Annotated in this window: 10 protein-coding genes; 5 read left to right on the top strand and 5 right to left on the bottom strand. The window is 50.1% G+C overall.

What is annotated here, in order from left to right:
* Positions 1-5 precede the first annotated feature (5 nt).
* The 5 genes from glmU to dnaA all read right to left on the bottom strand — a co-directional run bounded on the left by glmU (position 6) and on the right by dnaA (position 7682).
* Positions 6-1376: a bifunctional UDP-N-acetylglucosamine diphosphorylase/glucosamine-1-phosphate N-acetyltransferase GlmU gene (gene glmU / locus ACRC27_RS10925; protein WP_438622555.1), complete on the bottom strand. Its 1371-nt coding sequence runs from the start codon at positions 1374-1376 to the stop codon at positions 6-8.
* 336 nt (positions 1377-1712) lie between these two features.
* The gene (gyrB, locus tag ACRC27_RS10920; RefSeq protein ID WP_438622554.1) at positions 1713-4121 is read right to left on the bottom strand and encodes a DNA topoisomerase (ATP-hydrolyzing) subunit B; all 2409 of its coding nucleotides are present in this window, start codon (positions 4119-4121) and stop codon (positions 1713-1715) included.
* Positions 4122-4150: 29 nt separating this feature from the next.
* Complete coding sequence (gene recF, locus ACRC27_RS10915; protein ID WP_438630998.1) at positions 4151-5227, bottom strand: DNA replication/repair protein RecF; 1077 nt, start codon at positions 5225-5227, stop codon at positions 4151-4153.
* Between the two features lie 36 nt (positions 5228-5263).
* A complete protein-coding gene (gene dnaN / locus ACRC27_RS10910; protein WP_438622552.1) occupies positions 5264-6364 on the bottom strand; it encodes a DNA polymerase III subunit beta in 1101 nt (366 codons plus the stop codon).
* A 4-nt stretch (positions 6365-6368) separates the two neighbouring features.
* Entirely contained in the window at positions 6369-7682 is a 1314-nt protein-coding gene (gene dnaA / locus ACRC27_RS10905; protein ID WP_438622715.1) for a chromosomal replication initiator protein DnaA, read from the bottom strand.
* A 526-nt stretch (positions 7683-8208) separates the two neighbouring features.
* On the opposite strand from dnaA, the gene rpmH reads away from it, so the two are divergent.
* The 5 genes from rpmH (at position 8209) to mnmE (ending at position 12038) form a co-directional block, all read left to right on the top strand.
* Positions 8209-8343 carry a 50S ribosomal protein L34 gene (gene rpmH, locus ACRC27_RS10900; protein ID WP_438622551.1) on the top strand — a complete coding sequence of 45 codons (135 nt, stop codon included), beginning with the start codon at positions 8209-8211 and terminating at the stop codon, positions 8341-8343.
* A gap of 18 nt (positions 8344-8361) precedes the next feature.
* A complete protein-coding gene (gene rnpA, locus ACRC27_RS10895; RefSeq protein WP_438622550.1) occupies positions 8362-8718 on the top strand; it encodes a ribonuclease P protein component in 357 nt (118 codons plus the stop codon).
* On the top strand, positions 8685-8942 hold the full coding sequence (yidD, locus tag ACRC27_RS10890) for a membrane protein insertion efficiency factor YidD (protein ID WP_438622549.1): 258 nt from the start codon (positions 8685-8687) through the stop codon (positions 8940-8942). Before rnpA ends, yidD begins: the two co-directional genes overlap by 34 nt.
* Before the next feature lie 2 nt (positions 8943-8944).
* Entirely contained in the window at positions 8945-10567 is a 1623-nt protein-coding gene (gene yidC, locus ACRC27_RS10885; RefSeq protein WP_438622548.1) for a membrane protein insertase YidC, read from the top strand.
* Between the two features lie 64 nt (positions 10568-10631).
* Positions 10632-12038: a tRNA uridine-5-carboxymethylaminomethyl(34) synthesis GTPase MnmE gene (gene mnmE, locus ACRC27_RS10880; RefSeq protein WP_438622547.1), complete on the top strand. Its 1407-nt coding sequence runs from the start codon at positions 10632-10634 to the stop codon at positions 12036-12038.
* Positions 12039-12510: the final 472 nt, after the last annotated feature.

Below are 12510 nucleotides of genomic sequence, written 5' to 3'. Positions count from 1 at the left end.
AAAAATTAGGCTTTTTTGACCGGACGCTGCCAACCCTGAATATGGCGCTGGGCCACACGGCTGATCACTAACTCATTTTCAGCGATATTTTTAGTCACCGTCGAACCGGCACCAATTGTTGCACCATCGGCTACTGTTACAGGCGCAACTAACTGCGTATCCGAGCCGACAAACACATCATTACCGATCACCGTCTGGAATTTATTCACGCCATCATAATTACAGGTGATAGTACCAGCCCCGATATTCACACGCTCACCGATCACCGCATCCCCCAAATAGGTCAGGTGATTGGCTTTCGAACCTTTACCGAGCGTTGATTTTTTCATCTCAACAAAATTGCCAAGATGCGAATCATCTTGCATAACAGAGCCTGGGCGTAAACGGCCGTAAGGGCCGACAGAACAACCCGCGCCTACTGTTGAATCATCAATCAGGCTGTATGGCTTAATGTCAGTATCATCGCCAATCACGCAATCTTTCAGCACACAACCGGTACCCACTCGCACACGGTTACCCAGAACCACACGCCCCTCAAGGATAACGTTGGTGTCGATCACCACATCACGGCCGCATTCAAGCGTACCACGCAAGTCAAAGCGCTCCGGATCGAGCAGCATCACCCCTTCAAGTAGCAGACGATCGCTCTGCTCACGCTGATAAATACGCTCTAAACGTGATAACTGCTGACGATTGTTGACACCCTCAACTTCGTAGAAATGAGTTGGGTGCACAGCCACGATTTCATGCTGCTCAACGTGCGCCATCGCGATCACGTCGGTCATGTAATACTCGCCCTTGGCGTTATCATTGTTGAGCTGGCTTAACCAGTGTTTGAGGTTTTTACCGTCAGCCACCAGAATGCCGGTGTTCACTTCACGGATACTCAACTGCTCGGCGCTGGCATCTTTATGCTCAATAATGCCGGAAACCTTACCGTTTTCACGTAAAATACGCCCGTAACCGGCCGGATTATCCAGTTTTGCGGTCAGCAAACCAATGCCATCAACCGGCTTTGCCTGCAACAAACGCTTCAAGGTATTGGCAGAGATCAGCGGCACATCACCGTACAGCATCAAGATCACTTCATCATCAGCAAAATGCGGCGCAGCCTGCTGCATAGCATGGCCAGTACCCAGCTGCTCAGCTTGGATCACCCAGTTTAGGTCATCGCCGCTCAAACGCGCTTGCAGTTGATCACCACCGTGGCCGTAGATCAGATGAATGTTCTCGGCACCAATACTGCGCGCAGTATCAATAACATGCGAAACCATCGGCTTTCCGGCGATCGGATGTAGTACTTTTGGCAAGTCGGAGTGCATCCGCGTGCCTTTGCCTGCTGCCAGAATGACCACACTGAAACGTTTAATTGTCATGCTGAAACCTGATTTGTAAGAAGTAGGAGAAAACAGAGATGATGTACGGGGGATAGCAGCCAACAACAGCACAACGCGGGTGGCACTTCCTTGCCATACACTCTATTTTTTTAATGATGGGATGAAGTGTAACCTAATAATAAATAAAGAAAAGCTGTCGCCGATCACCGACACCCTTCATAACAACTTGTAATTAAAGCCATTATTTCTGGGGTCAAAACCGCAGGCATAAAAAAAAGAGCGGTTTCCCGCTCTTTTTTTGGTGTTTTTTTATACGCCTGCGCACGTAAATATCAGTACTCACACATCAGCGCACAGGCCTTAAAAATACGATAACTAGATATCAAGGTTAGCGTTCAGCGCGTTCAGCTCAATAAAGGCACGACGCGGCTCAACTTCATCACCCATCAGCGTAGTAAATAGCTGATCTGCGGCAATCGCATCTTTAATCGTTACCTGCAACATACGGCGGCTGTTCGGATCCATCGTCGTTTCCCACAGCTGATCAGGGTTCATTTCGCCCAGACCTTTGTAACGCTGCAATGAGAAACCACGGCGTGACTCTTTCACCAACCACTCCAGTGCCTGCTCAAAACTGCCGACCGGCTGACGGCGTTCGCCACGCTCAACAAATGCCGTCTCATCGAGCAGTTCACGCAATTGCTCACCCAGCGCACAGATGCGGTGGTATTCGCCGCCATGAATGAAATCAAAGTCCAGCAGATAGTCAGTATCAATACCGTGTGTACGTACCGTTACCACCACCTCAAACAGATGGCGCTCTTGGTTTTCACGCACACTAAAGCTGTAGCTGCTGCCCGAGGTTTCACTCGCCGCCAGTTTTGCCACCAGCGAATCGGCCCATGCGGTCAGAACATCACGATCATTTAACGCACTCTCATCCAGCGTCGGATGATAAATCAGCTCTTTGAGCAGCGCTTCTGGGTAACGGCGTGCCAAACGACGGATCAGTTTGATCACCGCGTTATACTCTTTCACCAGACTTTCCAGCGCCATACCCGACATTGCCGGAGCATGCTCATTCACAAACAGATTCGCACCGTCTAATGCCAGTGAAATCTGGTACTGATCCATCGCATCATCATCTTTGATGTACTGCTCTTGCTTGCCTTTTTTCACCTTATACAGCGGCGGCTGGGCAATATAGACATAGCCACGCTCGATAATTTCCGGCATCTGACGGTAGAAGAAGGTCAGCAGCAGTGTACGAATGTGCGATCCATCCACATCGGCATCGGTCATGATGATAATGCTGTGGTAACGCAACTTGTCCGGATTGTACTCGTCACGACCAATGCCACAACCTAGAGCTGTGATCAGCGTGACCACCTCTTGGGAGGAGAGCATTTTGTCAAAACGGGCCTTCTCTACGTTCAGGATCTTACCTTTTAACGGCAAAATCGCCTGATTTTTACGGTTACGCCCCTGCTTGGCTGAACCGCCCGCAGAGTCCCCTTCCACAATATAGAGTTCAGACAGCGCAGGGTCTCGCTCCTGACAGTCAGCCAGCTTACCGGGTAAACCGCCTAAGTCGAGCGCACCTTTACGACGCGTCATCTCACGGGCCTTCCGTGCCGCTTCGCGCGCACGGGCCGCATCAATGATCTTACCGACCACAATCCGCGCATCCGCTGGGTTTTCAAGCAGGAACTCCTGCATTTTTTCACCCATCAAAGACTCAACCGCCGGTTTAACCTCTGAAGAGACCAGCTTGTCTTTGGTCTGGGAAGAGAACTTAGGATCAGGCACTTTTACCGACACAACGGCCGTTAACCCTTCACGCGAATCATCACCAGTCATATTGATTTTGGCTTTTTTCGCAAAACCCTCTTTCTCAATGTAAGCATTGAGGCTACGGGTCATTGCCGCACGAAATCCGGCCAGATGTGAGCCACCATCACGCTGTGGAATGTTATTGGTAAAGCAGTACAGGTTCTCTTGGAAACCGTCATTCCACTGCAACGCCACTTCCACACCGATCCCGTCTTTCTCTGACGAGAAGTAGCAAACTTTATCGTGAATCGGAGTTTTATTGCGGTTTAGATACTCAACAAACGCCTGAATTCCGCCCTCATATTTGAAATGGTCACTCTTATCACTGCGTTTATCTTGCAGCATAATTGAGACACCTGAGTTCAAAAAGGAGAGTTCACGCAAGCGCTTTGCCAGAATTTCATACTGAAATTCAATATTGGTAAAGGTGTTTGGGCTTGGCCAGAAACGAACGCGCGTACCGGTTGCCGTTGTGTCACCGACCACAGCCAGTGGTGCTTGCGGTTCACCTAAACGGTAAATCTGCTCATGCACTTTACCTTCACGGCGAATCGTCAGTTCTAGTTTGTCTGACAACGCGTTAACCACCGAAATACCCACACCGTGCAGGCCACCGGAAACTTTATACGAATTATCATCAAACTTACCGCCAGCGTGCAGCACGGTCATGATCACTTCCGCCGCAGAAACCCCCTCTTCAGGGTGAATACCGGTCGGAATACCGCGACCATCATCTTGTACGGAAACTGAATTATCCGCATGAATGGTCACGATGATATCTTTACAGTGTCCGGCGAGGGCTTCGTCGATTGCGTTATCCACCACTTCGAACACCATGTGGTGCAAACCGGTGCCATCATCGGTATCACCGATATACATGCCAGGACGCTTACGTACGGCGTCTAGCCCTTTCAGAACCTTGATACTTGAGGAGTCATAGGTGTTCGACATTAGAATATCTCGCCTTCTATCCTGCACTGTCATTGTGCGCTTATTTTGCCCTGTTCCACACGGAACATCTTGCCCTGTTCGCCAGTCATATCACTGATCTGTTCAGGGCTGATGGCGCTTACAAATACTTGCGCCCCGGTCTGTTTGAGTTTGTCAGCCAACAACTGTCGCCGTTCACTGTCGAGCTCAGAGGCAAAATCATCAATCAAATAAATACATTGGCGTGCACTGCGCTGGGTCAGGTATTGCCCTTGTGCCAAACGCAATGCACACATCAACAATTTGAGCTGTCCGCGGGACAACACATCTTCTACCGGCGCACCCGCCACACGAAAACGAAAATCCGCCTTGTGCGGGCCTACCGCGGTATAAGTGAGCGCACGATCACGCTCAAAATCACGCTCCAGCAGCGCGGCATACTCAGCGCCCTTCTCCCAGCCTCGGTGAAAACTGACGCTGATTGGCAACTCAGGTAAAAACAGCGCGCAAGTCTGCTGGATCTCCAGCGCAATGGCTTTGGCATACGCACTACGCCATGCGCTGACACTGTCTGCTAATTGTACCAGCTCACGGTCCCAAGGGCGTAGCTCTGCATAACGCCGAGCGGATTTTAACGCGGCATTACGCTGTTTGAGCAGACGTTTAAGATTACTCCATGCGGGATAAAAAGCGGCTTCATCATGGAATAACCCCCAATCAAGAAATGCACGCCGATACTTCGGGCCACCGTTTAACAGCGTAAACCCCTCCGGCGTGATCAATTGCATTGGCAACAACTGGGCTAACTCGGCCACCTTATGCCCATCTTGTCCGTCAATCCGGACAGTGGTATCACCCTGGCGCGTTTTTTGTAGCCCCAGTGAAGCAGTATGCTGACCATCCTGCACCCGACCATGCAGCACAAAATGTGGCTGTTCATGCTGGATAACACGGCTGGTCAACTGACTTTTAAACGAACGCGCATGCCCAAGGTAATAAATCGCCTCAAGCACACTGGTTTTCCCACTACCGTTAGCCCCGACCAGAAAATTAAATCCGCTGTCAAAGGTCAGATCCGCGTGGGAAATATTACGAAAATCCTGCACTAACAGGCGAGTTATCGCCATGTTAAAAAAAACTGCCGTCAGTCACAATGTTGGCCACTACAAACGCATCGGCATCACGACATAAGCCGCTGAATCACTGGCACAATCTTCAATCTGTGCACTCGATACTGAATCGTTCAATAGCAGGCGAACACGATCACACTTAAGGGTATTTAACACATCCAGCACGTAGCTAACATTAAACCCAATCTCCAGCTCCTGCCCCTGATAATCCACATCGAGGATCTCTTCTGCTTCCTCTTGCTCAGGGTTATTCGCGGTGATTTTCAGCAAGCCCGGCGCAATATGCAGGCGAACGCCCCGAAACTTCTCATTAGACAAAATCGCCGCGCGTGAAAATGCCTGTTTAAGCTCATCACAACCGGCTTCTAATGATTTATCCGGATTTTTTGGCAATACGCGGCGGTAGTCTGGGAAACGGCCATCCACCAGCTTTGAGGTAAAGGTAAAATCACCCACCATTGCCCGTAAATTACCGCGCCCGATCTTCAATAATAACGGTGTCTCCCCGCCATCAAGCAACCGAACCAGCTCCAACACCCCTTTACGTGGCACAATCACTGAATGCTGTGGTAAATCCTGTCCGATAGGCATATTACAGACCGCCAAGCGGTGGCCATCAGTCGCTACCGTTCGCAGCGTTTCACCTTCGGTTTCAAACAGCATACCGTTCAAGTAATAACGCACATCTTGATGTGCCATCGAAAACTGCGTTGCATCAATCAAGCGGCGTAACGTGGCCTGTGGCAAGGTAAATTCCACCTCGCTTTGCCAATCATCCAAATTGGGAAAGTCGGCTGCCGGCAGGGTTGAGAGTGAAAAACGGCTGCGACCAGAGCGCAGCAGAGCCCGATCGCCATCAAGCAGCACGGTAATCTCAGCACCGTCAGGCAGACCACGGCAGATATCAAGAAACTTGCGCGCAGGCACAGTCACCGCACCATTTTGCTGTTCACCCAGCAACGTGATGCGTACAACCATCTCAACTTCCAGATCAGTGCCAGTAATCAGCAGGCAGCCTTCCGCTACCTGTAACAACAGGTTGCCTAAAATCGGTAAGGACGGTCGCCCACCCAGGGCGCCGCAGACCTGCTGCAACGGTTTTAGCAGGCGTTCACGTTCTACGATAAATTTCATGGCGTTATGATGACAATGTCCGAATTAAGTTAGAGTAATCTTCTTTGATATCGTGGCTCTCTTCACGCAACTGCTCGATCTTGCGGCAGGCGTGCAGCACTGTGGTATGGTCTCGACCTCCAAACGCATCACCAATCTCAGGTAAACTGTGGTTGGTCAGCTCTTTGGCCAACGCCATCGCCATCTGGCGAGGTCGGGCAACCGAGCGTGAGCGCCGTTTTGACAACAGATCTGCCACCTTAATTTTATAGTACTCGGCAACAGTCTTTTGAATATTGTCGATAGTGACCAATTTTTCTTGTAGTGCCAGAAGATCGCGCAGTGCTTCACGCACAAAATCAATGGTAATCGCTCGACCAGTAAAGTTGGCATTGGCAATCACACGGTTCAATGCGCCCTCTAATTCTCGCACATTCGAGCGCAGGCGTTTAGCGATAAAAAAGGCCACTTCATCGGGTAAACGGATATTATTTTCATCCGCCTTTTTCATCAAAATAGCAACCCGCGTCTCCAGCTCTGGCGGCTCAATGGCAACCGTTAAACCCCAGCCAAAACGTGATTTAAGCCGGTCTTCCACCCCATTAATCTCTTTGGGATAACGGTCAGAGGTTAGAATAATCTGCTGATTTCCCTCTAACAACGCATTGAAGGTATGGAAGAACTCTTCCTGAGAGCGCTCTTTGTTGGCAAAAAACTGAATATCATCAATGAGTAGTGCATCAACAGAACGGTAATAACGCTTAAATTCTTCAATTGCGTTGTTTTGCAGGGCTTTTACCATGTCCTGCACAAACCGCTCAGAGTGCATATACACCACTTTGGCGTTCGGCTTACGGGCAATAATCCCGTTACCTACCGCATGCAACAAGTGGGTTTTACCAAGGCCGGTGCCGCCATATAAAAACAGCGGATTATACGCCCCACCGGGGTTATCAGCCACCTGACGAGCCGCGGCGCGGCCAAGCTGGTTTGATTTACCTTCCACAAAGTTATCAAAGCAGTGCTTTGGGTTTACGTTCGAACGGTGCTGAATATCTGGCCGTACCGGCGCAGAATCCCAGCTGCGCGATGGCGCAGGCTTAGGTGATGTCGAAACTGGTGGGTGGCGTACCGGAGCAGACTCAGGCAGTACCACACTAACCGGCTTGCTGCCGACTTCAAAACGCAACTCAGGGGTTTGAGCACCACAATAATCATTCAGCAAACGGTTAATACTGTTTAAATACTTATCGCGAACCCAATCCAATACAAAACGGTTTGGCGCATATAACGTCAACGTATTGTCGCGTAGCTCCGCCTGTAAAGGACGGATCCACATGCTGAATTCGGTGGCTTGTAGCTCTTCTTGCAACTGGGCAAGACACTGCTGCCAAAGCGAAGATGACACGGCGGACTCCACTCGAACAATACCTATAAAAAAAGAGGGGACACAGGATACCCGATGATGCCCCGATCATGAATCAGATCAGGATCTGAGGACCGATGATCATAGCCTAAAGCCCTGCCAAGATCTTCTGTTATCCACAGAAAAATCACGATCCGATCCCCAGCATGATCACCAAATCGGGCGAAAAGCCCTTTGTTTGCAGAAGGATCATTCTGATCCTTGTACTTATGTATAGCTTGCGTATAATTCCCGACCAGCGCGAAACTTATGTTTATTGAACAGATGCCGATTGACTCAGGATTGTACAATCACTACAATTCTGCCTCTTTTGAGGCGCCATTTTGTTCAAAACTGTCCTATTCATTAGAGTAAGTCAGCCGAACAAGCGCTCGCCGTATTACGTATTCACTACGTAATACGTTACTGATCAGTAATACAGATTTAGGTAGAAATCGCCATGAAACGCACTTTCCAACCGTCAGTTCTGAAGCGTTCCCGTGCTCACGGCTTCCGTGCTCGTATGGCCACTAAAGGTGGTCGTGCAGTATTGGGTCGTCGTCGTGCAAAAGGTCGCTCCAGCCTGTCAGCTTAACTGAACACTGAACATAGTGTGGTTAAGCTAGCTTTTCCTCGGGAGTTACGTTTGTTAACTCCCGCTCAATTCAGCGTCGTCTTCCAGCAGCCTCAACGGGCAGGCTCTCCCCAACTCACAATTCTTGCGCGTGCGAACAATCTAGACCATGCTCGTCTTGGTCTGACGGTCGCGAAGAAACATCTAAAACGTGCTCATGATCGCAATCGCATTAAACGTCTGGTTCGAGAAAGCTTTCGCCTTAATCAGCATGAACTGCCTTCGGTAGACTTCGTGGTGATAGCTAAAAAAGGCATTGGCGAACTCAGTAACCATGAGTTGACGGAGCTTTTGAGTAAATTATGGCGTCGCCATTCTCGCCTCTCGCGTGGTTGATGATATTATTCATCAAAGTCTATCAGTGGGTAATCAGCCCGCTGATAGGCCCCCGTTGTCGCTTTCAACCTACCTGTTCACATTACGGAATTGAGGCATTGCGCCGGTTTGGAGCAGTAAAAGGTAGTTGGTTGACAATCAAACGCGTATTAAAATGCCACCCTTTGAACTTAGGTGGGTACGATCCTGTTCCCCCCAAATCTGACGATAACAGAGAACATTGACGATGGATTCCCAACGTAACCTCCTTCTCATCGCTCTGCTTTTTGTCTCCTTCCTGGTGTACCAGCAGTGGAATACTGACTTCGGTCAACAACCCGCCGCAGAAGTCACACAACAGGTTGAAGCGAAAGCAGCAGGTGACGTACCTGCGCATGCTGACAGCGCGCAAACCCTTGACAGCAGCACCCATGGCCGTCTGATTACTGTGCAAAGCAACGTGCTTAGCCTGACTATCGACACCTTAGGTGGTGATGTCGTTAAAGCAGAGCTGTTAAAATACCCAGAATCACTCAACTCAACGCAACCGCTGGTACTGTTAAATGACGCTGCCAAGCATATCTATGTTGCGCAGAGTGGTTTAATTGGCGCAGATGGTATTGATACGACCGCAGGTCGTGCACAGTACCATATTGAGGGTGATAGCTTTACGTTGGGCCAAAATCAGTCTGAACTGCGTGTTCCTCTGACAGTGGTTAAAAACGGGGTCACTTACACCAAAACCTTCGTTTTAAAACCTGACAGCTACGCGATTGATGTGAACTACGGCATCAACAACCAGAGCGATAAGCCGGTTACCGTACAGCTGTATGGCCAGATGAAACAGACTGTTACCGAAAAAGGTGGCAGCCTGACCATGCCAACCTACCAAGGTGGCGCATACTCTTCGGCTGAAACCCGTTATAAGAAGTACAGCTTCAAAGAGATGGAAGAGAAAAATCTTGCCATTTCAACGCAAGGCGGCTGGGTTGCGATGATGCAACACTACTTCGCCACCGCATGGGTTCCGCCAGCAGATGAAACCAATCAACTGTACAGCCGTGACAGCAACGGTATCGGCTTTATGGGCTTCCGTGGTCCGGAAACCATCGTTGCCGCAGGGCAGACCAAAGATCTCGACAGCGTGCTGTGGATTGGTCCGAAACTGCAAGATGCAATGGAAAAAGTGGCCCCTAACCTTGATCTGACTATCGATTACGGTTGGTTATGGTTTATTGCCAAGCCGATGTTCCAACTGCTGCAATTCCTGCACGGTATTGTCGGTAACTGGGGCGTTGCCATTATTCTGATCACCTTTATCGTGAAAGGAATTTTGTACCCACTGACCAAAGCACAGTACACCTCAATGGCTAAAATGCGCATGCTGCAACCAAAACTGCAAGCGATGCGTGAGCGTTTGGGCGATGACCGCCAGCGCATGAGCCAAGAGATGATGGAGCTGTACAAGAAAGAGAAAGTTAACCCACTGGGTGGCTGCTTACCTCTCATCTTGCAAATGCCAATCTTCATCGCCCTGTACTGGACGCTGATGGAATCGGTAGAGCTACGTCATGCGCCATTTATTCTGTGGATCCATGACCTGTCTGCGCCAGACCCGTATTACATCCTGCCACTGCTGATGGGTGTATCGATGTTCTTCCTGCAGAAGTTATCACCAAGTGCGGTAACCGACCCTATCCAGCAAAAAGTGATGAACTTTATGCCGGTTATGTTTACTGTATTCTTCCTGTGGTTCCCATCAGGTCTGGTACTGTACTGGTTGGTCTCTAACTGTGTGACCATCATCCAGCAACAAATTATCTACCGCAGCCTTGAGCACAAAGGCCTGCACTCGCGCGATAAAAAATAAGCGCGAGCTGACCTCACTTTTTAGCATAGGCGGCCTCTCGGTCGCCTTTTTTTCAGGAGGCGTCATGACCCCTTTGAATGACACCCAATCTGCTGATCTTGCCCACGTAGGCAGCCAAGATACGATTATTGCCCAAGCCACACCGCCAGGACGTGGCGGTGTAGGCATTCTGCGTGTCTCCGGCCCACAAGCCGTTGCAGTAGCACATGCAGTGCTCGGACGCTGCCCAAAACCACGCTATGCCGATTACCTGCCGTTTAAAGATGCGGATGATACCGTGCTCGATCAGGGCATTGCGCTCTACTTTAAAGCACCGCACTCTTTTACCGGCGAAGATGTTCTAGAGCTACAAGGCCATGGCGGGCCAGTGATCCTCGATTTACTGATGAAGCGTATTCTCAACTTCCCAGGTCTACGGGTCGCCCGCCCAGGTGAGTTCTCCGAACGCGCCTTTATGAACGATAAGCTCGACCTTGCCCAAGCCGAAGCGATAGCCGATCTGATTGATGCCAGCTCAGAACAAGCAGCGCGCTCGGCAGTGAATTCGCTGCAAGGGGTATTCTCCAAGCGTATTCACCAGCTGGTAGAGTCACTGATCCATCTGCGTATTTATGTCGAAGCGGCCATTGATTTCCCCGATGAAGAGATAGATTTTCTCTCCGACGGTAAAGTCCTCGGAGATCTCAATGCCATTATGACCGAGCTGCAGCAAGTTCGGGCTGAAGCACGCCAAGGCAGCCTGCTGCGTGAAGGGATGAAAGTGGTGATTGCCGGCCGCCCAAATGCCGGAAAATCCAGTCTGCTCAATGCACTGGCCGGGCGTGATGCCGCCATTGTGACCGACATCGCCGGTACAACCCGAGATGTACTGCGTGAGCATATTCATATCGATGGCATGCCTTTACATATTATTGATACCGCCGGTCTGCGTGAAGCCACTGATGAAGTGGAACGTATCGGTATTGAACGAGCATGGAGCGAAATCGCGCAGGCTGATCGGGTACTCTTTATGGTTGATGGTACAACCACCGACTCGGTTGAGCCACAGCAGATCTGGCCAGAATTTATGGCCCGTTTGCCGGAAAATATCCCGATAACGGTGATTCGTAACAAGGCTGATCTGACCGGTGAAGCACTCGGTCTGAGCGAACATACCGGTTACACACTGCAGCGCCTATCAGCGCATACAGGTGAAGGGGTAGAGTTACTGCGTCAGCACTTAAAACAGTCTATGGGCTTTGAAAGCGCACCAGAAGGCGGCTTTTTAGCCCGCCGTCGCCACCTTCAGGCACTCGAAACGGCAGACCAACATCTGCAGCTTGGGTTAGCGCAACTGGTGGGTTATAACGCCGGAGAGCTGCTGGCTGAAGAGCTGCGTTTAGCTCAACAATCACTCGGTGAGATCACCGGTGAATTCAGCTCTGATGATCTGCTCGGGCGTATATTTACCAGCTTTTGTATCGGGAAATAAACTCAATTTAGCCTAGCGATTGATACGCGGCATCGGGTATTTATTACCCGATGCCGCGTTTTTTTTGTACATTTTCCTGCGTAAAAATTGGCAAATTCTCGCGATTTTTATCGAAATATCCGCCTCGATACCGTCATCTGACCCACAATCTGCGTGACAAAAAAGCAGGATCGGCAACCAAACCCGATCCTTTCAACGTAAAGATCGTCGCCATAATCGGTAAGAATCCCCTTCCGATCCGAAGATCACCCATAAAAAGATCTCCAGCCTCTGGCGCTGTTTTTCCCCACCATCCCGATCAATTTGTCACTTATCCACAAGATCTTAGTCAGATCTGGGCAAGCCTATCACTGCGGAGTACAATCAGCCTATTCGCCCAATAATGGACACCACAGCCCCCGATGAAAAATATTAGCCTGATCACCGGCAGTACCCTTGGTGGTGCAGAATATGTCGCCGAACATCTTGAAAC

The sequence above is a fragment of the Plesiomonas sp. genome (assembly GCF_051650925.1).
Lineage (GTDB): Bacteria > Pseudomonadota > Gammaproteobacteria > Enterobacterales > CAMTGL01 > Plesiomonas.
Note: the sequence above shows the minus strand (reverse complement) of the source record. Positions and strands in the feature narration are given on the sequence as shown.

Bases quoted from the DNA above. Each gene is read 5' to 3' on its own strand.
- glmU (WP_438622555.1), bottom strand. From the start codon at position 1,376: ATGACAATTAAACGTTTCAGTGTGGTCATTCTGGCAGCAGGCAAAGGC.
- gyrB (WP_438622554.1), bottom strand. From the start codon at position 4,121: ATGTCGAACACCTATGACTCCTCAAGTATCAAGGTTCTGAAAGGGCTA.
- recF (WP_438630998.1), bottom strand. From the start codon at position 5,227: ATGGCGATAACTCGCCTGTTAGTGCAGGATTTTCGTAATATTTCCCAC.
- dnaN (WP_438622552.1), bottom strand. From the start codon at position 6,364: ATGAAATTTATCGTAGAACGTGAACGCCTGCTAAAACCGTTGCAGCAG.
- dnaA (WP_438622715.1), bottom strand. From the start codon at position 7,682: ATGTGGATCCGTCCTTTACAGGCGGAGCTACGCGACAATACGTTGACG.
- rpmH (WP_438622551.1), top strand. From the start codon at position 8,209: ATGAAACGCACTTTCCAACCGTCAGTTCTGAAGCGTTCCCGTGCTCAC.
- yidD (WP_438622549.1), top strand. From the start codon at position 8,685: ATGGCGTCGCCATTCTCGCCTCTCGCGTGGTTGATGATATTATTCATC.
- yidC (WP_438622548.1), top strand. From the start codon at position 8,945: ATGGATTCCCAACGTAACCTCCTTCTCATCGCTCTGCTTTTTGTCTCC.
- mnmE (WP_438622547.1), top strand. From the start codon at position 10,632: ATGACCCCTTTGAATGACACCCAATCTGCTGATCTTGCCCACGTAGGC.